This is a genomic window from Thalassospira sp., from assembly GCF_040218635.1.
In the GTDB taxonomy this organism is placed as follows: domain Bacteria; phylum Pseudomonadota; class Alphaproteobacteria; order Rhodospirillales; family Thalassospiraceae; genus Thalassospira.
The window spans coordinates 149,238-172,889 of record NZ_JAVJRB010000012.1 but is presented as its reverse complement, the minus strand read 5'-3'; the positions used below and the strand labels follow the sequence as shown (position 1 = coordinate 172,889).

The 23,652-nt window shown below is 49.9% G+C and carries 28 protein-coding genes; 11 read left to right on the top strand and 17 right to left on the bottom strand.

The window, feature by feature from the left end; translation table 11 throughout:
- Positions 1–4: 4 nt before the first annotated feature.
- Positions 5–394: a mercuric transporter MerT family protein gene (locus tag RIC05_RS14690; RefSeq protein ID WP_062956566.1), complete on the bottom strand. Its 390-nt coding sequence runs from the start codon at positions 392–394 to the stop codon at positions 5–7.
- 117 nt (positions 395–511) lie between these two features.
- Between RIC05_RS14690 and RIC05_RS14685 the strand changes: the two genes are divergently transcribed.
- Positions 512–886, top strand: a complete 375-nt coding sequence (locus RIC05_RS14685; RefSeq protein WP_369813470.1) for a MerR family transcriptional regulator — start codon at positions 512–514, stop codon at positions 884–886.
- A gap of 293 nt (positions 887–1,179) precedes the next feature.
- Here RIC05_RS14685 and cadR read toward each other — a convergent pair whose 3' ends face one another.
- Positions 1,180–1,587 carry a Cd(II)/Pb(II)-responsive transcriptional regulator gene (gene cadR / locus RIC05_RS14680; RefSeq protein ID WP_063093925.1) on the bottom strand — a complete coding sequence of 136 codons (408 nt, stop codon included), beginning with the start codon at positions 1,585–1,587 and terminating at the stop codon, positions 1,180–1,182.
- Between the two features lie 80 nt (positions 1,588–1,667).
- On the opposite strand from cadR, the gene RIC05_RS14675 reads away from it, so the two are divergent.
- Complete coding sequence (locus RIC05_RS14675) at positions 1,668–2,564, top strand: cation efflux transmembrane domain-containing protein (RefSeq protein WP_062956568.1); 897 nt, start codon at positions 1,668–1,670, stop codon at positions 2,562–2,564.
- A 317-nt stretch (positions 2,565–2,881) separates the two neighbouring features.
- Here the strand turns inward: RIC05_RS14675 and RIC05_RS14665 are convergent, their stop codons facing one another.
- The 15 genes from RIC05_RS14665 to RIC05_RS14595 form a co-directional block, all read right to left on the bottom strand.
- Positions 2,882–3,091, bottom strand: a complete 210-nt coding sequence (locus RIC05_RS14665) for a hypothetical protein (RefSeq protein ID WP_062956569.1) — start codon at positions 3,089–3,091, stop codon at positions 2,882–2,884.
- 126 nt (positions 3,092–3,217) lie between these two features.
- The gene (locus tag RIC05_RS14660; RefSeq protein WP_063093927.1) at positions 3,218–5,674 is read right to left on the bottom strand and encodes a heavy metal translocating P-type ATPase; all 2,457 of its coding nucleotides are present in this window, start codon (positions 5,672–5,674) and stop codon (positions 3,218–3,220) included.
- A 188-nt stretch (positions 5,675–5,862) separates the two neighbouring features.
- The gene (locus tag RIC05_RS14655) at positions 5,863–6,603 is read right to left on the bottom strand and encodes a cytochrome c biogenesis CcdA family protein (RefSeq protein ID WP_350045461.1); all 741 of its coding nucleotides are present in this window, start codon (positions 6,601–6,603) and stop codon (positions 5,863–5,865) included.
- Between the two features lie 84 nt (positions 6,604–6,687).
- Complete coding sequence (locus RIC05_RS14650; RefSeq protein WP_062956572.1) at positions 6,688–7,335, bottom strand: thioredoxin domain-containing protein; 648 nt, start codon at positions 7,333–7,335, stop codon at positions 6,688–6,690.
- Positions 7,332–7,781 (bottom strand): copper chaperone PCu(A)C, encoded by a 450-nt coding sequence (locus RIC05_RS14645; RefSeq protein ID WP_062956573.1) that lies wholly within the window; start codon positions 7,779–7,781, stop codon positions 7,332–7,334. The genes RIC05_RS14650 and RIC05_RS14645 overlap by 4 nt, the downstream gene beginning before the upstream one ends.
- A complete protein-coding gene (locus RIC05_RS14640) occupies positions 7,778–8,428 on the bottom strand; it encodes an SCO family protein (protein WP_063093931.1) in 651 nt (216 codons plus the stop codon). The genes RIC05_RS14645 and RIC05_RS14640 overlap by 4 nt, the downstream gene beginning before the upstream one ends.
- Before the next feature lie 62 nt (positions 8,429–8,490).
- Positions 8,491–8,751 (bottom strand): hypothetical protein, encoded by a 261-nt coding sequence (locus tag RIC05_RS14635; protein WP_063093933.1) that lies wholly within the window; start codon positions 8,749–8,751, stop codon positions 8,491–8,493.
- A complete protein-coding gene (locus RIC05_RS14630) occupies positions 8,744–9,160 on the bottom strand; it encodes a hypothetical protein (protein WP_197464517.1) in 417 nt (138 codons plus the stop codon). The genes RIC05_RS14635 and RIC05_RS14630 overlap by 8 nt, the downstream gene beginning before the upstream one ends.
- Before the next feature lie 13 nt (positions 9,161–9,173).
- Positions 9,174–9,776 carry a TlpA family protein disulfide reductase gene (locus tag RIC05_RS14625; protein ID WP_223305185.1) on the bottom strand — a complete coding sequence of 201 codons (603 nt, stop codon included), beginning with the start codon at positions 9,774–9,776 and terminating at the stop codon, positions 9,174–9,176.
- Positions 9,773–10,378, bottom strand: coding sequence for a DsbE family thiol:disulfide interchange protein (locus tag RIC05_RS14620; RefSeq protein WP_063093935.1), 606 nt, complete (start codon positions 10,376–10,378; stop codon positions 9,773–9,775). Before RIC05_RS14620 ends, RIC05_RS14625 begins: the two co-directional genes overlap by 4 nt.
- Positions 10,375–10,860, bottom strand: coding sequence for a c-type cytochrome (locus RIC05_RS14615; protein ID WP_063089329.1), 486 nt, complete (start codon positions 10,858–10,860; stop codon positions 10,375–10,377). Before RIC05_RS14615 ends, RIC05_RS14620 begins: the two co-directional genes overlap by 4 nt.
- Positions 10,857–10,991 carry a hypothetical protein gene (locus tag RIC05_RS14610; protein WP_279627503.1) on the bottom strand — a complete coding sequence of 45 codons (135 nt, stop codon included), beginning with the start codon at positions 10,989–10,991 and terminating at the stop codon, positions 10,857–10,859. Before RIC05_RS14610 ends, RIC05_RS14615 begins: the two co-directional genes overlap by 4 nt.
- A gap of 16 nt (positions 10,992–11,007) precedes the next feature.
- The gene (locus RIC05_RS14605) at positions 11,008–11,496 is read right to left on the bottom strand and encodes a DUF411 domain-containing protein (protein WP_196871077.1); all 489 of its coding nucleotides are present in this window, start codon (positions 11,494–11,496) and stop codon (positions 11,008–11,010) included.
- A 14-nt stretch (positions 11,497–11,510) separates the two neighbouring features.
- Entirely contained in the window at positions 11,511–12,452 is a 942-nt protein-coding gene (locus RIC05_RS14600; protein WP_196871078.1) for a WD40/YVTN/BNR-like repeat-containing protein, read from the bottom strand.
- 365 nt (positions 12,453–12,817) lie between these two features.
- Positions 12,818–13,147 carry a hypothetical protein gene (locus RIC05_RS14595; RefSeq protein ID WP_350044221.1) on the bottom strand — a complete coding sequence of 110 codons (330 nt, stop codon included), beginning with the start codon at positions 13,145–13,147 and terminating at the stop codon, positions 12,818–12,820.
- A gap of 402 nt (positions 13,148–13,549) precedes the next feature.
- Between RIC05_RS14595 and RIC05_RS14590 the strand changes: the two genes are divergently transcribed.
- From RIC05_RS14590 to RIC05_RS14550, 9 genes are all read left to right on the top strand, one after another.
- Positions 13,550–13,870 carry a hypothetical protein gene (locus tag RIC05_RS14590; RefSeq protein ID WP_350044222.1) on the top strand — a complete coding sequence of 107 codons (321 nt, stop codon included), beginning with the start codon at positions 13,550–13,552 and terminating at the stop codon, positions 13,868–13,870.
- A gap of 154 nt (positions 13,871–14,024) precedes the next feature.
- On the top strand, positions 14,025–14,591 hold the full coding sequence (locus RIC05_RS14585; protein WP_082822664.1) for a cupredoxin domain-containing protein: 567 nt from the start codon (positions 14,025–14,027) through the stop codon (positions 14,589–14,591).
- A gap of 18 nt (positions 14,592–14,609) precedes the next feature.
- On the top strand, positions 14,610–16,352 hold the full coding sequence (locus RIC05_RS14580) for a copper resistance system multicopper oxidase (RefSeq protein ID WP_350044238.1): 1,743 nt from the start codon (positions 14,610–14,612) through the stop codon (positions 16,350–16,352).
- A 2-nt stretch (positions 16,353–16,354) separates the two neighbouring features.
- On the top strand, positions 16,355–17,077 hold the full coding sequence (locus RIC05_RS14575) for a copper resistance protein B (protein ID WP_022733249.1): 723 nt from the start codon (positions 16,355–16,357) through the stop codon (positions 17,075–17,077).
- Between the two features lie 70 nt (positions 17,078–17,147).
- Positions 17,148–18,347: an ABC transporter ATP-binding protein gene (locus RIC05_RS14570; RefSeq protein ID WP_022733250.1), complete on the top strand. Its 1,200-nt coding sequence runs from the start codon at positions 17,148–17,150 to the stop codon at positions 18,345–18,347.
- Between the two features lie 550 nt (positions 18,348–18,897).
- Positions 18,898–19,233, top strand: a complete 336-nt coding sequence (locus RIC05_RS14565) for a YHS domain-containing protein (RefSeq protein WP_350044223.1) — start codon at positions 18,898–18,900, stop codon at positions 19,231–19,233.
- A 110-nt stretch (positions 19,234–19,343) separates the two neighbouring features.
- A complete protein-coding gene (locus RIC05_RS14560; RefSeq protein ID WP_114090730.1) occupies positions 19,344–19,793 on the top strand; it encodes a c-type cytochrome in 450 nt (149 codons plus the stop codon).
- A 7-nt stretch (positions 19,794–19,800) separates the two neighbouring features.
- Positions 19,801–21,138, top strand: coding sequence for an APC family permease (locus tag RIC05_RS14555; protein WP_102785557.1), 1,338 nt, complete (start codon positions 19,801–19,803; stop codon positions 21,136–21,138).
- A gap of 42 nt (positions 21,139–21,180) precedes the next feature.
- Positions 21,181–23,547: a heavy metal translocating P-type ATPase gene (locus RIC05_RS14550; RefSeq protein WP_350044224.1), complete on the top strand. Its 2,367-nt coding sequence runs from the start codon at positions 21,181–21,183 to the stop codon at positions 23,545–23,547.
- Positions 23,548–23,652 lie beyond the last annotated feature (105 nt).

Genomic DNA, 23,652 nt, shown 5'->3' with positions numbered 1-23,652 from the left:
TCTCCTAATAGAACAGCGGTGCCCACCAGTTGATTGTCAGGGCCAATCCCACCAGCACGGTTGAGAACCACAGGGCGGCTTTGGTGATCAGTGCGGATTCCGGACGGGCGCAGTAAGACCCGTCGTCACAAGCTGGCTTGGTCTTGAAATAGACCTGCCAGAACCCCAGCCCGATAAATATCAGAGCCACCGTCGCGAAGAGTGGTTTGTAAGGTTCAAGAGCCGTCAGATTGCCGATCCAGGCCCCCGACACCCCCAGCATCAGAAGCAGGAGTGGTGCGACACAGCAGGCGGATGCAAGAATGGCTCCGACCACTCCACCAGTTGCAAGCAGACCTCTTTTTGTCTGCTTCCCGTCATCCGACAACAGGTCGTCCGATTTGATATCGTTCATGTGATTTACCTCGAATTCGATTCGCAGTTAAGATACAGTCTGTAGCTGCTACAGATTAAAGAAGGTTTTGATCACATGGACGATCACAATTCCGGGAGGCGACTAAAGCGAGCAGAATTGTCGAAGGTGACAGGCTGTCATCTTGAAACGATCCGCTATTATGAAAAGACCGGCATGATGCCCGATCCGCGGCGCAGCAAAACGGGTTACAGGCTGTATGACGAAACACATGTTTCCCGGTTGCGGTTTATCCTGCGCGCCCGTGATCTGGGTTTTTCGATTGAAGATATCCGGGGGTTGCTGACTCTTATAGATGGTCAGTTGCAAACATGTTCGGAGGTCAAACAGCGTACGGAAAGCCATCTTGCTGACGTGCGCACAAAAATTGATGACCTGAAACGGATCGAACAGGTTTTGGCGGAAACGGCAGCTCAATGTTCAGGAAAAGATGTGCCTGAGTGCCCTGTTCTGGAAGCCTTGTTCCACGTTTGAAGTAGTAGCTTGTGAGTTCGGCTTCATCAAAAGGACAAAGAGGCCAGTTATCAATTTTTACAACATTGTCAGCATGCCAACAAATGAAGTAAATTTCAATTATTCCCAAATCCTTGAGCTAAATATCAACAAAAACTTATGATGGAATGCCAGATTACAAAAAAGGATACGCCCCAAGTAATATATAAAATAGGAAGTATTTAGCAAGATAAACCAAAAAAGTTTCTGTTTATATAATTAAATCGGCAAGAGTAAAATATTGGTTTTTCGGTTTGTTCCACAGTAAAACCCCTCTACCTCTTATGCGTCTCTTTATCATTGATCCCAGAAAGAACGCCACATTCCTCTACATCCCGTCCATCTTTGCAACTTTCTCTTAGTGAAACGAGTTGTATTTCTAGCGCTTGTAGAGTGGCAATCTGTGATTGCACATGAGATATGTGATCATCAAGTAAAACGTTGACCGCATTACAAGGCTGATGAGGCTCATCCTGATGCTGCTGTAGTTCGGAAATCTCCGCCAGAGATAGACCCAGAATTCTGCAGCGACGGATAAATCTCAACCGTTGACCATGCTTTTTGGTATAGACGCGGTAGCCGTTTTCTCTCCGCCCTACCGACGGCAATAGGCCCTGCTGTTCATAGAAGCGGATTGTTTGTGTGTCGATCTCTACTAACCGTGCCAACTGACCAATGCGCATTTGTCCTCTCCACCCTATTGACCTTATAGTTACTATATAGTTTTGAATGGTAACACTGTAATTTAAAGTGGAACCATGTCATGAGTATATTCTGTGATAGCCTTTCTGGTAGTGATGCACCTCCGCCATCGAATACCGATGAACCGAACGCCTTCGAAGCATCAGAGCAATGGATCAGTATTTATGCAGTGCCAAAAATGGACTGCCCGTCAGAAGAACGAATAATCCGCCTCGCCCTGAATGGCCTTAAGGAGATTCAGACCTTGTCCTTCGACTTGTCGAACCACCAGTTGGAGGTCGTACACAATGGCGAAGTTGCCGCTATCACTACAAAGTTGGAGACCTTGGGGCTAGGCGCTACGCTTCAGGAAAGCACCGCAGCCGATCCAGAGACCATCAAGACCGCCGAAGCCTCAACTACCTCTATCAAACAAGAAGCAGGCACCCTGCGCTGGTTGCTTGGCATCAATGCACTCCTATTTCTAATAGAAATGATTTCCGGCCTGGCAGCCCAGTCCACTGGCCTAATTAGTGAGTCTCTTGATAATTTCGCAGATGCGGCGGTATACGGGCTCGCCCTTTATGCTGTTGGGCATAGCATAAGAATGCAGGTGCGTGCCGCGCATCTTGCTGGTGTTCTGCAGCTAATTCTGGCTGTTGGAGCACTAGCGGAGGTGGTGAGACGCTTTGTATTTGGCAGTGAGCCTGAATCGTTGGTGATGATGGCTATCGCATTCGTCGCATTGATTGCCAATGCCAGTTGTCTGCTGCTCATATCCAAACATCGGGAGGGCGGGGCGCACATGAAGGCAAGCTGGATATTCTCGGCCAATGACGTGGTGATCAATCTGGGGGTCATCACCGCCGGCGTTTTGGTCGCGTGGACCGGGTCCAATTATCCGGACCTGATCATCGGCACCATCGCCGGGGTCATTGTACTGAACGGCGCCAAACGCATTCTGGCTATCAAGGGTTAAGAGCAGTGTCCGTTGCGGGCAAAAATCGCTCACGGCATGACCTATTGCCCATTTCTGGCGTACTTCCTGCGTCGGATCAGGCGATAAAATGTCTGGGGCAACAATCAATGGCCTATGGCGAGTCTGTTTCTGTACCCCGTTCTTTAATTGGGTGCAGACATGGAACACCTGTGCTGCATTCAGTTGCCAATTGAGAAAACCACCAACTCTTCTTCACACGAATCAAGCCGTGCCATGTGAAACTCGGTTTGCTGAAAGATGAAGGATACTTTGAAATGTTAATTCAAGTGTTCCAATTGACCTTACCACCCCAGCTATCAATTATTGTGATGCTGTGAGCTTGCCGTCAAATCACGATACGCATCCATCAATGGACGATCCACGGTGTCATGTTCCGTTCGCTCCTGATCAAGCTTTTCAAGGGCTCTTAGCATAAATTCGGCAATATCAAGCCTTTCGCAGCTGCAGGCATGTTTGAAAGCATGCAAAACTACATACTCCAATTGTTCATCACTTGAGGTCGTCATTTAATCGCTCCTTAATCCGGTATTGGGTAAGAGAGGTTCTTGCCGAGAAGAACTTCTCCTACCGGTACTTTGACGCACTCACGATCTAATAGAACTTTTCAGTTCTTTCTCAATCCAATCACGCGATCACAACATACGCATTACCGGCACAATTTTACGGAGCCGCAATGCATTTGTTAAAACAAAGACCGAAGACAACGCCATTGCGCCTGCTGCGAGAACAGGAGTGAGCAGAATTCCAGAGAAAGGATAAAGCAGACCTGCAGCAACAGGGATAAGTGCGGTGTTATAGCCAAAAGCCCAAAACAGATTTTGCTGAATGTTTCGCATCGTCCGGTTGGATACTTCAAAGGCATTGATGACGCCGCCAAGATCGCCAGACATCAGAACAATATCTGCCGACTCAATTGCCACGTCAGTGCCTGTGCCTATCGCGATCCCAACATCGGCATGAGCGAGAGCAGGTGCGTCATTAATACCGTCACCAACAAATGCAATCTTCCGCCCCTCTCCACGAAGATCATTCAAGGCCGCAACCTTGCCGTCTGGCAACACTCCAGCAACTACATGATCAATTCCAGTTTCCTCTGCAATTACCTGTGCAGTCTCAAGACTGTCACCTGTTATCATTGCGACTTTCAGGTCAAGGCTGTGAAGCGCTTTTATCACGTCCCTGCTTGAAGGCTTTACAGGATCTGACACTCCGATAACAGCAGCAACCTGTCCGTCAATTGCTGCGTACAATGCTGTTCGCCCGTTTCGTGAGAGCTTTTGAACAACTGCAGGAAAATCTTTGAGATCAATCTGTTCTCGTCGCATCAGGCGTTCAGTTCCAACTAGGACAGTTGCATCATCAACCTTTGCTCGGACGCCGTAACCAGTGAATGAGGTGAAATCTGTAACTGGTTGGTCTGCGTCAATATTCTCACGGCGCGCCGTAGATACGATTGCGTTGGCAATCGGGTGTTCCGATCTGGCTTCAACAGCAGCTACATACCTTAAAACTTCAAGTTTTGTGAAGCCTTGAGCAACCACAAAATCGGTTACCTCTGGCCGCCCTTCCGTCAAAGTACCAGTCTTGTCGAGCGCAACGATCTGAACGGAACGAAGTTCCTGAAGTGCGTCTCCCTTGCGAAACAAAATACCCATTTCAGCTGCACGACCTGTTCCAACCATGATGGAGGTTGGTGTGGCTAACCCCATTGCGCAAGGACAGGCTATTATTAGAACAGAAACACCTGCCACCAACGCCATTGTAACGGCTGGCTCAGGACCGAACAAAAACCATGCCAAGACACTTAGTGCAGAAAAAAACATGACTGCAGGTACAAACCATTGAGTTACGCGATCAACCAGACTCTGAATGGGAAGTTTGGTGGATTGGGCTTCTTCAACCATCCGAATTATTTGCGATAATGTTGTGTCTTCACCAACACGAGTTGCGCGAAAACTGAAGCCTCCTGCACCATTCACGGTTCCTCCTGTGACTTTTGAATCAGCTTGTTTGGCAACAGGAATTGGCTCGCCCGTTATCATGCTCTCGTCAATATGACTGTTTCCCTCAACAATTACACCATCAACCGGGATTCGTTCACCCGGGCGCACTATAATAACATCGCCAACTTGAAGGTCATCAACAGGAACAATGACGCTTTCGCCATCGCGTTGTACTCGTGCTTCTATAACTTGAAGTCCCAGAAGTTTTTGGATCGCCGCTCCAGTCCTCCCCTTTGCACGGGCTTCCAGAAAACGGCCAAGCAGGATGAGAACAATGATGACTGCTGCGGCTTCGAAATATACTGCGCGAACTTCCACAGGTATAAGTTCAGGAAGAAATGTGGAAACGGTAGAGAATATATAAGCCGCTCCCGTTCCGAGTGCGACCAGACTGTTCATATCTGGAGAACCTTTCAGAAGAGAAGGGACACCTCTGATGAAGAAGTATCTGCCCGGCCCGGCAAGAATTGCTGTTGTTAAGATAAATTGCAGCGTCCAGTAAGTTTGCTGCCCGATCGTGCTTTCGATAACATTAGCAAGTTCCGGGATGATATGACCGCCCATTTCGGTCAGAAAAATAGGCAGAGTTAGCAAAGCAGCCCAAAGCGTACGGTAGGCTATTTCACGCGCAACCTGTTTATTCTTGATAGAACTGTCCGTTGTTTCTTTGATCTCAGATGGATAACCGGAAGCAGTCAGTTGGGAGGACAATTCAGTCGGAGAGACAACATTCTGTAGGAATTTCACCGCTACAGTCTCAGCTGGAAGGTTGACGGCTACGTCTATTACGCCGGTGACTTGGCCAAGCGACTTTGAGATGCGATTAACACAAGAGGCGCATGACATTGAATTCACACTTAGAGTTACGTTGCCATATTGGGGGGCATAACCAAGTTTCTGAAGCGCTTGAGCAATCTCGACAAGCCTTTGCGCCTTGTCGACCTTCATTCGGGCTGTCTCATTCGCCTGATTGACCGATACTTCTCCGACACCTTTCATCGCGGATAGAGTTTGCTCGATTCTTGCTACGCAAGAGGAGCAGGTTATGCCATCAAGTTTTATTTGCACGTGATTATGGTTTTGCATCTGAACCTCTGATTGTCTGCTGTTTAAGCAAGTATGAAGGTTCCAGTCACTGGAAGGTCAAGTATTTTGTTCGAAGTGTCTCACACGACGTGTACTTTGCTGTTTTCTTCCAATTTTTCGGCAAAAAATAGCGCGCACAAGTCACTGCTAAGAAAGCCATTAAGTGTTGGAAGGTTCTTCCTGGCCCGTCAACCAATGCGCCCCAAAAGCGGGAATGTTTCCAGCAGCCAGAACGCAAAGGCGGACATATAACCGGTCATCATCGCCGTCCCCATAGCAATCATGATCAAGGCCGCCGCTGCACGGAGATAACGCCCAAAGCGTCCTATGGATTTCAATCTGACAGACAGACTCTCGGTAAGCAGTGCTGCCAAGAGAAACGGCACACCAAGCCCCACGGAATATACGATCAGCAAAGCAATACCATCGCTGACAGTTGCCGACGCGGCGCTGACAGTCAGAATGGCACCGAGAATAGGGCCAATGCAGGGCGTCCACCCGAACGCAAAAGCAAGCCCAAGCACATATGCCGAAGTCACACGCCCACCAGGCAGATCAAGATGAAAGCGTGCTTCTCGCATCATCCACGCCGGACGGAGCGTTCCCAGCATGAACAGCCCGAACAGAATGACAATGCCGCCACCAATCAGATTCATCTCGAACCGGTACCCGAGCAGGGCCTGACCAAGTGCTGTTGCACTGGCCCCCAGAAGGACGAAAACCGTGGTGAAGCCCAAAACGAAACACAGGCTGAAACCAAGAGATGACAATCGACCAACTCGGATTGCCTCCGTTCTGGTCGAAAGAGAGGCACCACCCGCGATATAGGAGATATATCCGGGAACCAGAGGCAGCACGCATGGCGAGAGAAACGATATGAGGCCTGCGGCGAACGCGCTTATTATGCCGATATTGGAAAGTTCAGGCATTAATCTGTATTCCGTAAAATCAGGAACCAAGTATTCAGAGAACAGGAAGGTCAGCTAACCAAACAGTGCTAAGCCTATCTTTGTTCAGGGCTCTTTTCCTACTTTTGAGAACCAGTCTGTTAACTGATCGAGCCACCCCTTTTCAACAGGCGGCTTTGGGGGGTGGACAGCGTTTGTCAATCCGTTCACGTAAAGGATCAGATTCATCTGATTGAAACTCGTGCCGTGAAAAATACCGGCATGGCGGGTATTCCGATCGATAATATGAATCATCGGCGCAGACCCGTCACGCTGGCTCAATTTGGCGAATTTATCGGCAACAGTTACAGCACTGATATCCGAAGACGGCATAACAGGCCGCCAGTTCACCAGATCCCAAGAAGGAGTATCTGAAAAATCTTCGGAATGAACGGTAATGAACGTGACCATTTCCCGCATCGGGCTAATATTCAGCCTCGCCTGAGAGGACGCCAGTAGGGTTTGCTGTTCTGCACAGGCTGCACCACAATCCCTTGGCACAAAACTTAAAATAAGTATCTGATCATCAAGGTCGCTCAAATTAAAGCGACCTTGATTTTGGTTAAAAAGTTCTATCTCTGGAACCTTTCCGGTGTTTGTCACCTCAAAATATGGCTCTTTATCCGCCATCACCTCGTCAAGGTGTTCACCGGGATGATTCGCAAAAGCTGGTGAGGCCGTCAACGCCAGGATCAAAAACAACCACCGGATCATTCTGTTTCCCCCTGCGGCCCGGCGGCAGCTATGCCAAGAATGGCGACGTCAATGCTAATCTCGCCTGCGTTTTCAAAGCGCAATGTCATGGGAAACTTCTCACCTTCACGGAGTTTTTCATGCAATCCCGTCAACATGAGATGCATTGCCCCCGGCGCCAGAGTGACCGGGCGGTTGGCCGGAACATCCAGAGCCATGACATGTCGCATCCGGCGAACATCATCGACCGTGACGACATCATGTATCATCACATGGTCGGCCACAGCTGTGGTGATTTCCAGAAGGCGGTCGGTCGCAGCGCTTGTGATCGTAAGATATGCCACACCCGGACGGGATGTCAGAATCGTGGCACGTGCCCAGGCGTCAGATATTTCGACAAGGTTTCCGGCAGAAACCGGTAGTGCTGATAGCAAGGTCATGACGAGGGCGATGGCTGTTCTTTTCATATTGTACTCCCATTCATGATCGCGAGAATCCGGATTGCCATGTCTTCTGCCGGCTGATCTCCTTCACGAAAGACAGTCAGGTAACGCCCATCCGGTGCCATCAGATAAAGATGCCCGGAATGGGCCATCAAATAGCCGTCCGGTGCTGTATCGTCGTCCAACTTTTCGTAATAGACCCGAAAAGCCTCGGCGGCTGCAGCGACATCCTCCTTACTACCGGTCAATCCGATCAGCGCCGGATGAAAGGCCTCGACATATTCAGCCATGACATCAGGTGTATCGCGTACCGGATCAATTGTAATGAATATCGGTGCCACACGGTCGGCTTCGGATTCCATTCGGTCAAGCGCATCCGCCATATAGGCAAGTGTGGTCGGACAAACATCAGGGCAGTGTGTGAAACCAAAAAAGACAAGTTGCCAACGCCCCGGAAAGCTTGCTTCGGTCACACGGTTTCCCTGATGATCGGTCAAGGAAAAATCAGAGTGAATGGCGGCTTCTCCCGTCCCTTCGGCCCCCGACGACATTTGCTTGCGGTCGGAAGCCTGGAAGATATATGCGCCGCCAAAGAGCAGGGCAGCAAGAACAACCATCCCCCATAATATAGAACGGATGAAACGTAACCGGTTGAAATTATGCGATGTCATGAAACGATCCCGTAGAAAATCCCGCCCGGGTATTTGTCCCGGGCGGGTGTCATGTCACGATGTTATTTGTCGGAAGGCTTCGGCATTTGATCGGTCATTGCAGCCATCATTTCAGTACACTGCTCCATCATCGGACCCATCTGGCTCATCATCTTCATCATACCCATCATGCCCTGCATATCCCCCATGCCGGAATTGCCGTCATGCTCCATCATCGGGGATTGCATGTCCGGAGTTTGGGCTTCCTGGGCATAAAGGGCTGTTGTCGCCAGTCCCGCGACCATCATTGTGGCAATAGCGGTGAGTTTGATTGACTTACGCATCTTTAACATTCCTTTCGGTTGTGGACTCATGTCCCGACTGCGGAGTTAAAGACGCTATATTTGCGCCTGATGCAGCCGGGGACCTTCCGGCCTCATTGCCGGGAAGACTGTTTTTCGGGATTTCATCGGAGGAAGGGGCGATATCGCTGGCGCTCTTTTTCGACGAACAGGCCTTTTTGTTCATGCATAAACCCAGCGCACACATCGCTACGCACGGCAGAACGGAGAGGAGCAAAGGCGCGATGCCGGCGGCAACCAGCCAGCTCCAGTTAAATGCAAGTCCGGCGACAAGTGCGGTTCCTGCCAGCACGAGCAAACCGCGACGTCCCTTCAGGTAGTATCGAACGGCATGAACCACGTCATGTCCAAGCGAGGTATTGCCGGATTTGGTCCGTTGTATTTCAGTCATAGGGGATCCTTCCTCAATCGGTGTAGATGTGGGTTTCAAGAAATTTTATCATCTCTGCTGTCGCCCATTCGGTCGGTCCGACAAGTCGACCAAGCTCGCGGCCGTTCCTGTCAATCAGAAGCGTCGTCGGTAAACCGGGGATACCCAGAGCCGTCGTGGTTTTCATGGTTGGATCGATGAAGAAGTCCAGATTCCGGATACCGATTTCGGTATAGAAATCCTGCACGACATCCACTCCGGCCCGGTCGATCGACAAGGCAACGACTTTGAACTCCGAACTGCCGAGTTCGGCCTGCAGGGCATCCAGAGTCGGCATTTCCTCCCGGCATGGAACACACCAAGTAGCCCAGACATTCAGCAAGACGACCGTTCCCTCGAAATCACTCAATGTCATGGGTTGACCTTCGACGTTTTCGAACCCGAACTCGGGAAGAGGCCGGGGAGCATCATGCATGACAAACGAGCGCTGTTGACTCTGCCTTACATTGTCCGCTGCCTGATCGGTGACATTCTTCTCGTTGCGTAACGAAACTATGGTCAATGTGGTAACAACCACCAGTATGATGCCAGCGGCAAACCCCACTTTCAGGTTCATATGCACTAAGAGGCTCTTCATCGAGGTGCCTCCGCAGTTCCGGCACCTGAGGCCTCATTACGCAATTTTTCGACCCTTGGCAGAATGGTCTCGGCCATCACTTTTTCCGTCACCGGCCCGACATGCTTGTATGCAATGTTCCCTTTCGCATCGACAACGAAGGTCTCGGGGACGCCATAGACGCCCCAGTCGATCGCCACACGTCCATTAATATCCGCGCCGGTTCTCGTATAGGGATCACCAAGACTATCGAGCCATTCTGCAGCGTCGTCAGGTTGATCCTTATAGTTCAGGCCATGCAGTGGGACGGTGCCGTCGCGAGCCAGTTTCATAAACACGGGATGCTCTTCGCGACACGCAACACACCAGGAGGCAAAAACATTGACCAGCGACACCTCACCTCTGATATCTGTACTCGACAAACCTTGTGTTCGACCTTTTACCGGTGGAAGGTCAAATTCCGGGACCTGTCTACCCAACAGGGCAGAGGGGAGTGTGTTGGGATCAAGAGTTAATCCCTTCGCTAGGGCCACACCCAATATCAATGCTATGCCAAGCGGTAAGAAATAGATCAGCCGGTTGAACCGTTTCTGCGGGCGATGTTCTTTGGGGACTGCAATCATCTCGCCCTCCCGTCTTTAAGATTGAGATTGTGCTGGAATTCGCGTTCTTCGTCCGACCAGACACTCTTGATATAACCGAGTACCGCGATGATCTCCTCATCACTCAGCACATCCTCAAATGCAGGCATATCGCTCTCATACCCCGGCACGACAGCGCCAACCCCGAACTTGGTGATCGCAAACAGTTCCTGATCGCTATGGCGCCATGTGTGGCCACTGGCATCGTGTGGCGGCGCGGGCATCCGCCCGGTGTCAAGGCGGCGCTTCCAGTTTTTCTGCCCCTCAAGATTTGAGCCATGACACGATGCGCAAAATTCAACATAGTCATCCTTGCCCAGTGCTATCTGTTCCGGAGTGAGCGGCTTTTCGAGAAAAGTCAGATTCTCGGGCTTCGCGCTGGCATCCATCACGCCGAACAACAAAGCCATGCCGACGCCAGCCATTAATCCGGTGACCATTGATCCGGGCGATACCGCACTCATTTCCCGCCCCGAAGATATTTAAACAACGCGAGAACGCTCATGATCAGGATCGCAAGGATCAGAAGAAACACAAGACCGCCTCCTGCCATCATCAGCATCATCATCGGGCCACCCATCATCGAACCATCCATCATCTGTCCAAAACACTCATTCATTGGCGTAAACGGCAATGCCGTCCTCTCCGAACGCATAGGTTTTCAGCGTCCCGGTTTTTTCACGTGCCATGCCCGGCGCATTTGGTGGCATGCCGGGCAGCGTGATACCCGTTATATCCGGGCGTTCATCAAGCATCCGTTCAATGATCTCGGCGGGAACCAGCCCGCTTACGACATATCCGTCAATCTCGGCCAAATGGCAGCCCAGCCCTTGCTCCGGGACACCGGCGGCAACGGATCGCTTGTCGAAATCGCGATCATCGACACGGGTAACCTGATATCCATTGGTCTCAAGATATTCGCCATAGGCATCACAGCATCCGCAGTTCGGGTCCCGATAGATTGTGATCGATTTGCTTCTCTCACCAGCTACTGTCACGTTCGTTTGCGCCTCTCCTTTTCCCGGAGCAAACATTGTAAATGCAGCACTTCCGGCAACAGCCAGAATCGCAACACCTGTCACAATCACTAATTTTCTCATCTGTTTCTCCATCATCATATGTTCGCAATGGCGGTCCACGTCCTGCCACCGTCTGGGCTTTGTAAAACCCCGTCGTTATTCACAATTACGAGATCATCAGCGCGTAGCGGATGAACCGCGAGTGCTGTTGCGATAACTTCTGAACGCTTTAACCAGGTGACACCCGCATCCTGCGATTGCCAAATTCCGGATGGCAATCCGGCATAAAGTGTGGCCGGTCGCGATACCGCACTGACCAGCGCACTCACAGGTTCACCCTCAGGTAAGGGTACTTTGGGAGTTGCCTGCTTTCCGGACGCAAGAGCATCCATGGCATCGCCCGGCTGAACATCCTGCCAACGGCAGAAACAATCCGGCACACGCGTTACACCGGTATCGGTTCCGGCATATAGCCAGATCCCACCCATTCCGGTTGCCAGATCGACTGAAGACAGTGCTGTCAGATCTCGCTCGGCATTCGCTAACCATGGCCGGTCCATGACAAACACCCATGACTGACCAGCATCATCGCTCTGCCATAAGCCGTCACCGCGAATGGCGGCATATATGGTATCTGGGTTTGTCGCCGCAGTTGTGATGGCAGTGACTGCCGCTTTTGGCAGTCCTTGCCCACGTACGTCCCAACTTTTCCCGCCATCTACAGACAGAACAATCCTGCCGGTATCCAGACCACCAATAACTCGGCCCGGCCGTTCCGGATGTGTTGCAAGTGTGAGAATGGAACCTGCCGACATCTCCGGCAATGTTATCCAGTTTCGATCCCTATCGCGATACAGAAGCAATGACCCGCGTGCAATAATCAGCGCATTGCTATCAAAAGCAATTGCACTGTTTGAGCTTTCACTAACCGCGGCAAGGGTTGTTGCTGGCAACAGGTAGAGGCCAGCACATGTCACGAGACCGCGAAGCAGCGCACGTCTGGAAACAGAGCCCGCGACTATGGTATTTCTTTTCATATGCAAGTTTCTCAAGGAGTTGGAGCATCAGAACGTAATCCGAATCCCGCTCACAATGATCCTATAAGGTTTGATCTTCAGAGGCCGGGCACCAGTAAAAGCGGGACGCTCAAGGCCGGGGCGGATTGCCGCCTGCTCGTTGAGTGAAGCTGAAGCTATGCTTTGGTGCATGTCGCGACTGCGCCAAGAAATACCGACCAAAGCCGACATTTTGGCACCCGTAGATCGGAAAACATGATTTCCAACCTTGTCTGAAGAAGCTGTAAGGCCCACAACAAAAATTGCGGGCACGAAGCATGTCATGAGAAATCGCGGTGATGCCCCATGACACTGATATCCTCAAACCAAATCGGGTTAAAGAGATATCAGTTCAGAATGTTGGTTCTGGGAGGGAATGGATCGGGAGAGTTTGAGCGGCTGGTAAGGCTGCCTGTCGGCCCAAAATGCGCGACCGAGGCGAGCGCAGGTATTGCAACTTGTACAGGCGCAATTGCGATCGTCGATACTTGAGGACACGCAATATCGCAGTCCGGCATGCTGTCGCCGCTGCCAGAACAATCCTGACAATTGTCCATTGCCAATTCCGCCATCGGCATACCGACCTCCATAACAGCAGCATTGACCGTCTGGAAACTTGTCCCGACGGCAAAAGCAGCTATCAAAAGTATGGTCAAAAACCTGATGCGATTGAGCATGGTCTACTTCTATCCCAAGGATGCGATGCTGTCTATATCGAACTACAGTAAATCCTACTGCTGTCAATCTGGCGCACCTCTGTGCCCATATCCAGAGACCAGAGGAATTGTTGGGTTACGCAGCATTTAATAAGATTTGATTGTGCTTCATCTATAAATTGATTGTTAGCAAGTCATACCCGCAGATTAGTGAATAACTCAGCACAACAGGTTGTTCATCTGTAGCGCATAACGTGATTTCATGGCGATGAATGCAGTAATCTATTGTTTTCACCTTGCTGATGGCTCAAGCAGCAGATGTAAATTCGTGAAATAGTCTGTCTTTGCCACAATATTGCCACTTGACGAAACCGGGGGAGCCCGATATTGCATATGTTGCAATGCATCACTAAGGAACATTCCGTGCGCATCCTTTCCTGCTTTCTTGCAATCGCGATAGCCATGACAGTTCTGCTGTCGGGGGTTGAGGGTGTGCAAGCAGGTTCGGGACATGGCCATGACAATCATCACGGCGTCATGATGGATGTTTCTGATAGCTCGCAACATGATCGACGTGACATGCATGCGGATCTTTGCGGTATGGCGGTTTGCGGCCCGTTCGTTAAAGAAGTAGAAGGTGTTCTGTCTTCCAGCCCAACGGTGCTTGCGGTAACATACTGGTATCAGGACCTGACTTTGACTTCCGCAGATTTGGACGTTAGAGGCAAGCCTCCGCGTTCCTGAGATATTTCAGATTTTCCGAACATCCCTTTGCCTGGTTCAATCACTGTTCCTCGAATGAAACAGCGTTTTGCCTGAATTACAGCAGCGCAGACTGTTGTCGTGATTGAACATGGGACGAGGGCCTTCTTACTGAATATCTATTAGGAGCATATACATGCCCAACTTCAAGAATTCCCTTATGCGTCGTGTTAGCGTTTCAACCTTTATTCTTGGCGCGCTTGTCGGTCTTCAATCACCTGCCTTTGCGGGTGCGGGTCATAGTGGCGGTCATAATGACGGTGCATCGGAAATCGGGGCACCAGGCGAGATATCTGATGTGCGGCGCACCATCAGAATCACGATGGAAGACAATTTTTACGACAAAGAGAAAATTATCGTCCGAGGTGGCGAAACAGTTCGTTTTCTGATCGAAAACAAGGGTGAATTCGTTCATGAATTCAACATTGGAACTGCAGCAATGCATGCAGATCATCAGGAAGAAATGATGATGATGATGGAACACGGAGCCCTTGAAGTAGACAAAATCAACATGGACATGATGGAAATGGACATGGGGAACGGTAAAACCATGAAGCACAACGACCCGAATAGTGTGCTTTTGGAGCCGGGTGATTCTGCAGAGGTGATCTGGACTTTCCCCAAAGATGCGGAACTTGAGTACGCATGCAACGTGCCAGGCCATTATGAAAGTGGCATGGTTGGGAAAGTACGCCTGCAGTAATCACTGCTTTTGGGGCTTGTGCCAGAGGGAAACCCTACCTATCCCCTCTGGCGCACCCGGCTCAAAGGATATCAAAAAATGAACAAGTTTCTTGGTAGTGCCCTTCTCGGTGCGCTAAGCGTTATTGCTGTGTCATCAGTAGCGAACGCAGCAACATATGACCTGTCAGTCGACTACGTAACAATCGACACAGGGGAAATGAAAACAAAAGCAATTGGCTATAACGGATCTTCGCCCGGCCCGACCTTGCGCCTGAGAGAAGGTGAAGAGGCCGTTATCAATGTGACTAATAATCTTGATGAAAGCACGTCCATTCACTGGCATGGTTTGATCCTCCCCTATCAGATGGATGGCGTACCTGAGATCAGTTTTCCGGGAATTGCTCCTGGTGAAACATTCACATATCGCATTCCAGTCTCGCAAAGCGGTACCTACTGGTTCCACAGCCATTCCGGTTTTCAGGAGCCGGACGGAGCGTATGGTTCGATCATTATCGAACCCAAAAAGCGAGAACCGTTCAAGTTCGACCGGGAGTATGTGGTTGTCCTGAAAGACAAGCACCCGCATTCCGGCGCACGTATTTTGCGCAACCTCAAAATGATGCCCGATTATTATAATCGCAACCAACGCACCCTTGGCGATTTCATCAGTGATGTCTCTGAAAATGGCTTCGGTGCGACGTTGTCGGAACGTGGTGACTGGGGCAGCATGCGCATGATGCCGACCGACATCGAAGATGTTCAGGGATTTGTCGGTCTGATCAACGGAAAGTCACCAGAGCAGAACTGGACAGGCCTGTTCAAGGCCAATGAACGTGTGCGCCTGCGCTTCATCAATGCATCTGCCATGACTTACTTCGACGTCCGCATTCCGGGACTTGAAATGACTGTTGTGCAGGCCGACGGCAACAACGTTCAACCGGTCAAGGTTGATGAATTCCGCATTTCGGTTGCAGAAACCTACGATGTGATTGTTCAGCCGACCGCAGATAAACCTTACGCAATCATGGCGGAATCGATGGGGCGCTCGGGTTATGCATTCGGGTCGCTGTCGCCGCAAGAAGGGCTGAAAGCTGAAATGCCAGCCAGACGCATGGACGCTCCGTTGTTGACAATGGCTGATATGGGGATGGATCACGGGAACATGCCCGGGATGGACCATTCCTCAATGAGCAGTGGTAACGAGAACAGCATGGCTGGAATGGACCATTCGAATATGGCCGGGATGGATCACTCTCAGATGGCGATGTCCAAAGATGATCCTTTCTATGCCGCTGGCAGTGGTTTGACACCAAAAGCAGCGAATGGCGGCAAGTTCTTGTCTTATGCCGACTTGAAAGCACAGAAGCCCTTGTATCCGGAGCGGCCGGCAACGCGTGAAATTGAACTGCGTCTTACGGGAAACATGGAGCGCTATACTTGGTCGATCAATGGCGTCAAATACGAAGATGCAGAACCTATCCGCTTGAAATATGGCGAACGGGTACGGTTCAAGTTCGTCAATGAGACCATGATGTCACACCCGATGCATTTGCACGGGATGTGGTCAATCCTCGATACCGGTAACGGTAAATGGGATCCGGTAAAGCACACCATCAATATCAATCCAGGCATGACTGTTTATTCGGAAACCGAAGTTGATGAACCAGGGCAATGGGCGTTCCATTGTCATTTGAGCTATCACATGGCTTCTGGAATGTTCCGCAAAGTGATTGTTGAGGGCGGTCCAGCCGTCGCAGCACTTGAGAATGGAGTTCAATAACAATGAAAACCCTAACACTGGCCGCGATTGGTGGTGGTGTTCTTGCCACGATCCTGTCCTTCTCGTTCACTGCCAAAGCAGACAATCACATCTTCTATGGCATTCAAATGGAGCAGTTTGAATACCGATCAGGTGATGAAGACGAAAATCTCTTTGTTTGGGATGGTGACGCATTTGTCGGAACCGATGAGTTGAAGCTGCGCTGGCAAGGCGAAGGCGAGCGTGATCTCAAAAACGACCTTTACGAAAACTTCGAGAACAGGCTGGTCCTGCAAACACCAATCAGTGACTTCTTTGATGCCAAGGCCGGTATTCGTCTGGATACGCCAAGCACAACAGATCGTTGGTATGGAACGGTTGGTATCATGGGGCTTGCTCCTCAATGGTTTGAAGTCGACGCTGACCTGTTTGTCAGCGAAACCGGAGACGGTAGTGCGCGACTTGATGTTGAGTACGAAGGCTTGTTGACCAATCGTTTAATCCTCACGCCTTCGCTTGAGCTGAATGCAGCATTCTCTGAGGATCGCGAAATTGAGGTCGGGCGCGGGTTTTCAAGCGCAGAAATCGGACTGCGGCTTAGCTATGATCTAATCGACCGAGCCGTTGCACCATACATTGGGGTTGCCTATGAACGCAAACTTGGCAAAACCGCAGACTTTGCAAAAGACGACGGCGAGGATTACGAAGCAACTTACCTCGTGACCGGTCTCCGCCTTCTTTTCTAAGCTTCATATGACAGGGAGGATTTTCCTCCCTGTCTGTTTTTATCGAACCTTTTGAAGGAACCTGACACAGATGATGGAAATCGTCCACGATATGGGGCACCGTTTAACGCACTACATATCAAGCGATGCACACTGGTGGGTTCATTTTGTCTTCCATTTGGTTGTGTTTGGGGTTCCGGTTGCACTTATTATTATTCTCAGTGCAACGGGATACAGGCTTTTAAAACGCCGCAAATCTGTTCTTGCGTGGCAGGCTCAAAAATCCTTCTCAAAGAACGGAACACCGCTCCTGCAGTACATATTCAGAGCATCATGGAAACGACAGCTAAAACTGGGCCTGCTGGCAATAACGTCACTACCGGCACTTTACATGAGTCTCGAACTACCGAAGCTAATCATCAACAACGCCATAGAGTCCGGACACTTCCCAATCATGTATATGGGTATAGAACTGTCACAGACGCAGACGTTGCTTGCACTATGCATGCTGTTCCTCTTGGCAATTGGCTTACATGGTGGATTGAAATACCAGGTCAATTTGCAATCCGGTGCGTTGGCAGAACACATGTCACGCCGCCTGCGGCTCGACATCTCAAAATTCAGCTTTCGAAAGCCGTCCCCCAGAGGCGGGGAATTAATTCCGGTTATTGTTCAGGAGGTAGAGCCCGTAGCTGGGTATGCATCGGAGTCCATTGTATTACCTTTGTTACAAGGTGGCACGTTCCTGACTATTCTGGCTTTCATGCTCGTGCAAGATTTGGTCTTGGGCATCGCCGCAACAGCACTGTTGCCGCTTCAGATTTTTGTCATTCCCAGATTTCAAAAGAAAATTAATGCTTTGTCTCGAACGCGGCTGAAAGAAGTCAGGGTTCTCGGGGAGAAGATCGGGAATATCTCAAACGACCACCAGCCAAGTGCTCGGGATATTTACGGGTCGTACAAACGACTTCACGATCTTCGTCTTTCTATCCACAAAAACAAGTTCGCCATGAAGTCTTTAAACAACTTTATATCTCAGATGACGCCGTTCTTCTTTTACACAATAGGGGGGTATCTGGTGATAAAGGGCGACCTCACGCTCGGAGCACTAATCGCAGTATTAACTGCATACAAAGACATGGGCGCTCCGCTCAAAGAGCTCTTTCGTTACTATCAGGCGCAAGCCGATGCTCATGTCAGATACTCCGAAATCAAACCTTACATCTCCAAGGAAATCGAGATTACGGACAATCAGTTTGCAGATGTAACGGTTCTATCTGAAGCAGGGTAAAAAAAACTTACCCATAGTTGAGGTAGGTCAACGTAACTCGATATTCAGGGGCATATGTGTTACCTTCTGCCCAGAGGGAATTTGATCAATGAATGCACAGCAAGCACTTATACGCGCCGTACTGATCCTGCTTGTCGGGATCAGTACTATAATGCTTGCTCCCCATATTGCAGTCGCGTCCAGTGGCTCCTTTCCTGCGCATTCTGCAGAAATCAGTGATTTCGACATTGATCACCAACATGATCTGACTTCGTGCTGCCCTCAGGTTTCTTGTCACTCCACATCAGCGGTCCTTACCGAGATTATCCTACCGATTTCCGAGTTTTCTCCTGTACAGAACGGGATAGAAGAAATGTCCCTTCAACCGGTATCTCGGTCATGGATTTTCCAACCTCCCATATTCTGATCCTCCCAAACAAATAGCGAATAACTGTTCTGATTTCTGCGCGTGCCGATGGCTTGCATACAGATTGAGCGTCGGTATTCGGCACCATGCTGTTTTCATACAAAACAGTCGGACTTAAAGGTATTTATGGGATGGCAAAGAGAAATGGAAAATATTCTCAGTTGGTTGCTTTGGGGAGCCTTCATCGTTTTGATGATGCGCTTTGGCTGCGGTGCCCACATGTTTCGCCACAAAAAGCACACCCGCAATAAGAGCGAAGCGGATGGTAACGTTGAGGCCATCCGATGGGAGCACCCTCATTCCGCCACGGATCCGGTTTGTCATCAAACTGTAGACCCACGTATCGCCAAAACAACCATTCATGGCGGTGACGTATTTTACTTTTGTTCAGATGCCTGCCGTTCGAAATTTGAAATGTCGCCAGATACCTATGTCGGTAGCAGCGCAATTAGCCGACAAATTCATGTATCGCAAGGCTAGTTCAGCGAAATTATAGGCAGCCTCAGTCTGGCTAAGGTTGCTCAATTCACATCCTCATCACCTTTCATCGAAAATTCGATGCATACGCAACAAATAATGGCCCGGTGAAAATGAAAAAAGAAATCAATTGGTCAAAGTATTTGGTCATCGGTTTTTTCGCAGTAGGGATCATCGCCATGACCCTGAATTCGTTTCTGCCCGGGAAAGATGACATCAAAGATCTTGAACTGACCGATAACGGGATTGCGCTCCCCAGCTTCAGCAAGGAAGCAATGGTAGGAAAACAGCTTTTCGATATGAACTGTGTTGCTTGTCACGGACGCAATGCAACCGGTACGGAACAAGGCCCGCCACTGATGCACAAGATTTACAATCCGGGACATCATTCAGATCGCGCATTCTATCTAGCTGTCCAAAACGGGGCGAAACAACATCACTGGCCCTTCGGCGATATGCCGCCCCAACCTCAGGTAAGTTCGGAACAGGTATCGCGGATCATTCGTTACGTACGTGAGCTACAGGAAGCAAACGGCATCGCGTACCAACAACATCAAATGTGAGGCAGAGATGGATCATCAGTCAGAATACAAGAAAAATAGCATTTCGCTCGTTGGCGCCATATCCATGGGCACCGGTGTTATGATCGGGGCAGGAATTTTTGCTTTGACGGGACAAATTGCCGAACTTGCGGGAAAGTGGTTCCCGTTGTCGTTCCTGTTTGGCGCACTTGTCACTGCTCTTAGTGCATACACCTACATCAAGATGTCAAATGCTTTCCCGTCAGCGGGCGGGATTGGAATGATCCTTCAAAAAGCATACGGGCCAGGAGCCATAGCAGGTGGCTCAGCATTGCTGATGGCCTTTTCGATGGTCATCAACGAGAGTTTGGTGGCAAGAACATTCGGAACCTATGTTTTGCGGGCTTTTGACCTGACAGAGTTTGAAGTTCTTATACCGGTCTTGGGTGTCTGCCTGATCATTTTTGCATATGCTGTCAACAGAGCAGGCAACAAATCGGTTGGCCTGCTTTCAATGGTCATGGCCGCATTGAAGATCGGTGGAATTGCGTTGTTCGCGATTGCAGCTCTGTGGGTTGGCGGATATTCATTCGAACCCTCATCAACCGACAGCGCGAGCTTTCCATTAGCCGGTTTTGTTGCATCAATTGCTCTTTCAATTCTAGCCTTCAAAGGGTTCACTACGATCACAAACAGCGGTGCTGAAATCGTGAACCCACACAAGAATGTTGGCCGTGCCATCACGTACTCAATCCTGATTTGTGTTGTCGTATATATTCTCGTGGCGCTCGCTGTTGGCTCAAGCCTCAGCTTGGATGAACTCATAAAAGCCAAAGACTATGCCCTTGCCGAAGCCGCAGCACCTGCATTGGGCCCCACCGGATTTTATCTGACTGTGCTACTCGCAGTCGTTGCGACGGCCTCCGGTTTGCTTGCAAGCGTGTTTGCTGTCTCAAGAATGCTCGCCATGCTGACCGACATGGAGATGATCCCACACAGTCATTTTGGAATGTCAGGTTCAATTAAAGACCACACGCTTGTTTACACGGTTGTCGTGGCAGCGCTGTTGACAATCTTTTTTGATTTAAGCCGGATCGCTTCACTTGGAGTGTTTTTCTATCTCGTCATGGATGTGCTCATCCACTGGGGATGCTTTAAGTATCTACGGCAGGAAATAGGTGCACGCGGCTTTGTTATGCTTACAGCGATTGTCTTTGACATCATCGTATTGCTCGTTTTCGCCGGCATGAAATTGCAAAGCGACCCATCCATTGTTCTCATTGCAACCTTGATGATTGTTTCTGTGTTCATTTTTGAACGTTGGTTCCTGTCAAATTGGATAAACCAGTCGGCCAAGGCGCACAGTCACGATCACTCAGGACATTGATAAACCGCAGTGACATTGAGGCATAACAGCAGGAAGCAGACCATGTCTGAGCATCATCATAAGAAGCACCAGCATAATCAACGAACGTCCGATCAAGCAGAACATGCAACCGATCCTGTTTGCGGTATGTCGGTCACTCTGGATTCCGATACGCCACACTCGCGGTACGGCAGTGAGACATATTATTTCTGTTCCCAAAAATGTAAGGGAAATTTCGATAGCGCTCCTGAAAGTGTATTGTCCGCAGAAGAAGAGACATCTGCTGCAAACAGCGCTTCGTCATCCGCTTCTCGCCGCTACACCTGCCCGATGCATCCAGAGATCATACGATCCGGACCTGGTTCCTGTCCGATCTGCGGAATGGCACTGGAACCGATGGATATACCAACAGAAAATGACGAACCAAACCCCGAGATTCAGGATTTCAAAAAGAGATTCTGGTTAGGCGCAGCTCTTACGGTGCCGCTGATTGTCCTAACGATGGGGCCCTTTGTTGGTTTGGGTTTCATCCGAGAAATGATTGGAGAACGCGTTACTCTTTGGGTTGAGTTAATTCTTGGAACGCCTGTCGTCCTGTGGTCTGGCTTCCCTTTCATGGTTCGTGGATGGAATTCTGTGGTGAACCGTTCTCTCAACATGTTCACATTGATCGGGATGGGTGTTAGCGCAGCTTATATATTTAGCGTCGTCGCAGTGATTTCTCCTGACATTTTTCCTGATGGATTCAGAGATGCACAGGGACATGTCGGTGTGTACTTCGAAGCTGCAGCTGTCATCGTTGTACTTGTGCTTCTTGGCCAACTGTTGGAATTGGGGGCTCGGGAACGAACCGGTTCGGCAATCAAGGCGTTATTGGGTCTTGCTGCAAAAACAGCCCGCATTATTGAAAATGATGGTTCTGAACGGGAAGTTCCTCTTGAAGATGTGACCGTCGGAATGAGCTTGAGAGTTCGTCCAGGTGACAAGATACCTGTCGATGGCGTTGTCGTTGAAGGACGATCGTCAGTTGATGAATCCATGATCTCGGGTGAACCCGTTCCAATTGAAAAGAATCCAGATGATGATGTAACCGGAGCAACAATCAACGGGAATGGCAGCCTGATTATCCAAGCCAAACGGGTTGGTAAAGATACTGTCTTGAGCCAAATCGTTGATATGGTCTCCAATGCTCAGCGAAGCAAAGCGCCAATCCAAAAGGTTGCAGACACGGTTGCAGGCAAGTTTGTGCCTGCTGTTATCCTAGTTGCTTTAGTTGCCTTCGTCGCTTGGGCCATCTGGGGACCAGATCCGTCATTGTCATACGGGCTTGTCGCAGCAGTCGCTGTTCTGATCATTGCGTGTCCTTGCGCTCTTGGTTTGGCAACACCAATGTCAATCATGACCGCTACCGGTCGTGGTGCGCAAATTGGTGTGCTCATTAAAAATGCAGAGGCCCTGGAGCGATTTGCGAAGGTCGATGTGCTCATCGTCGATAAAACCGGGACTTTGACAGAGGGTAAACCGAAACTAGCAGGTGTAATCGCTCAATCAGACTATCAGGAGGAGGAAGTTCTTTCTGCCGCTGCGGCGCTCGAAAAAGGATCCGAACATCCATTGGCTGACGCCATTGTTAGTGCTGCTCAGGAGCGCGGCTTGTCCCTTGATAAGGCAGAGGACTTTGAAGCTGTAACCGGTCAGGGCGTCACCGGAAAGGTGGATGGCAAGTCGGTTGCCCTAGGTAATAGTAAACTCCTTCAGACTCTCAATATCGATCATTCTACTGTTGATAAAACAGCAAATGATCGGCGAGATATGGGGGAGACGGTAATGCATGTCGTTATTGATGGAAGAATTGCCGGGCTCATTTCCGTAGCCGATCCGATCAAGGACACGACATTGGAGGCTTTAAAGGCGCTCAAGAAGCAAGGCTTCAGAATCGTCATGGCAACCGGTGACAACCAACGAACAGCAAAATCCGTTGGCAATAAACTTTCCATTGACGAGATTCGGGCCGATGTCTCCCCAGAAGACAAAGCCAATTTAATTATGGAACTCAAGGCTGAAGGCCATCAGGTAGCCATGGCAGGTGACGGCGTCAACGACGCCCCTGCTCTTGCTCAGGCTGATGTCGGAATTGCGATGGGTACGGGCGCTGATGTTGCAATTGAAAGTGCTGGTTTCACCCTCGTCAAAGGTGACTTGAGCGGGATTGTTAGAGCCCGAGAACTCTCGGAAGCAACGATGCGCAATATCCGGCAAAACCTCTTCTTTGCGATGGTCTATAACGCAGCCGGTGTGCCTGTTGCTGCGGGTCTGCTCTATCCGTTCTTTGGCATTCTCATCTCACCAATGTTTGCAGCTGCAGCCATGAGCTTATCCTCGGTATCAGTCATTGCGAATGCACTGAGGTTACGTCGAGCAAGTTACTAGCATCCCAATATTGACTGATTGGGCGAGGGGTGAACCAGACAAGGCTGACTTTAATACAGGACAGTTCACCCCTCGCCCATTTTAAATGACATACCAACCAGCACT

Excerpts from the sequence above, each read along its gene's own strand:
- RIC05_RS14595 (WP_350044221.1), bottom strand. The coding sequence starts at position 13,147 with ATGCTCAATCGCATCAGGTTTTTGACCATACTTTTGATAGCTGCTTTT.
- RIC05_RS14575 (WP_022733249.1), top strand. The coding sequence starts at position 16,355 with ATGAAAACCCTAACACTGGCCGCGATTGGTGGTGGTGTTCTTGCCACG.
- RIC05_RS14630 (WP_197464517.1), bottom strand. The coding sequence starts at position 9,160 with ATGACTGAAATACAACGGACCAAATCCGGCAATACCTCGCTTGGACAT.
- RIC05_RS14650 (WP_062956572.1), bottom strand. The coding sequence starts at position 7,335 with ATGATCCGGTGGTTGTTTTTGATCCTGGCGTTGACGGCCTCACCAGCT.
- RIC05_RS14555 (WP_102785557.1), top strand. The coding sequence starts at position 19,801 with ATGGATCATCAGTCAGAATACAAGAAAAATAGCATTTCGCTCGTTGGC.
- RIC05_RS14585 (WP_082822664.1), top strand. The coding sequence starts at position 14,025 with ATGCCCAACTTCAAGAATTCCCTTATGCGTCGTGTTAGCGTTTCAACC.
- RIC05_RS14565 (WP_350044223.1), top strand. The coding sequence starts at position 18,898 with ATGGAAAATATTCTCAGTTGGTTGCTTTGGGGAGCCTTCATCGTTTTG.
- RIC05_RS14550 (WP_350044224.1), top strand. The coding sequence starts at position 21,181 with ATGTCTGAGCATCATCATAAGAAGCACCAGCATAATCAACGAACGTCC.
- RIC05_RS14610 (WP_279627503.1), bottom strand. The coding sequence starts at position 10,991 with ATGGATGGTTCGATGATGGGTGGCCCGATGATGATGCTGATGATGGCA.
- RIC05_RS14645 (WP_062956573.1), bottom strand. The coding sequence starts at position 7,781 with ATGAAAAGAACAGCCATCGCCCTCGTCATGACCTTGCTATCAGCACTA.
- RIC05_RS14605 (WP_196871077.1), bottom strand. The coding sequence starts at position 11,496 with ATGAGAAAATTAGTGATTGTGACAGGTGTTGCGATTCTGGCTGTTGCC.
- RIC05_RS14690 (WP_062956566.1), bottom strand. The coding sequence starts at position 394 with ATGAACGATATCAAATCGGACGACCTGTTGTCGGATGACGGGAAGCAG.
- RIC05_RS14600 (WP_196871078.1), bottom strand. The coding sequence starts at position 12,452 with ATGAAAAGAAATACCATAGTCGCGGGCTCTGTTTCCAGACGTGCGCTG.
- RIC05_RS14615 (WP_063089329.1), bottom strand. The coding sequence starts at position 10,860 with ATGAGTGCGGTATCGCCCGGATCAATGGTCACCGGATTAATGGCTGGC.
- RIC05_RS14675 (WP_062956568.1), top strand. The coding sequence starts at position 1,668 with ATGAGTATATTCTGTGATAGCCTTTCTGGTAGTGATGCACCTCCGCCA.
- RIC05_RS14660 (WP_063093927.1), bottom strand. The coding sequence starts at position 5,674 with ATGCAAAACCATAATCACGTGCAAATAAAACTTGATGGCATAACCTGC.
- cadR (WP_063093925.1), bottom strand. The coding sequence starts at position 1,587 with ATGCGCATTGGTCAGTTGGCACGGTTAGTAGAGATCGACACACAAACA.
- RIC05_RS14560 (WP_114090730.1), top strand. The coding sequence starts at position 19,344 with ATGAAAAAAGAAATCAATTGGTCAAAGTATTTGGTCATCGGTTTTTTC.
- RIC05_RS14640 (WP_063093931.1), bottom strand. The coding sequence starts at position 8,428 with ATGACATCGCATAATTTCAACCGGTTACGTTTCATCCGTTCTATATTA.
- RIC05_RS14655 (WP_350045461.1), bottom strand. The coding sequence starts at position 6,603 with ATGCCTGAACTTTCCAATATCGGCATAATAAGCGCGTTCGCCGCAGGC.
- RIC05_RS14620 (WP_063093935.1), bottom strand. The coding sequence starts at position 10,378 with ATGATTGCAGTCCCCAAAGAACATCGCCCGCAGAAACGGTTCAACCGG.
- RIC05_RS14665 (WP_062956569.1), bottom strand. The coding sequence starts at position 3,091 with ATGACGACCTCAAGTGATGAACAATTGGAGTATGTAGTTTTGCATGCT.
- RIC05_RS14570 (WP_022733250.1), top strand. The coding sequence starts at position 17,148 with ATGATGGAAATCGTCCACGATATGGGGCACCGTTTAACGCACTACATA.
- RIC05_RS14625 (WP_223305185.1), bottom strand. The coding sequence starts at position 9,776 with ATGAAGAGCCTCTTAGTGCATATGAACCTGAAAGTGGGGTTTGCCGCT.
- RIC05_RS14635 (WP_063093933.1), bottom strand. The coding sequence starts at position 8,751 with ATGCGTAAGTCAATCAAACTCACCGCTATTGCCACAATGATGGTCGCG.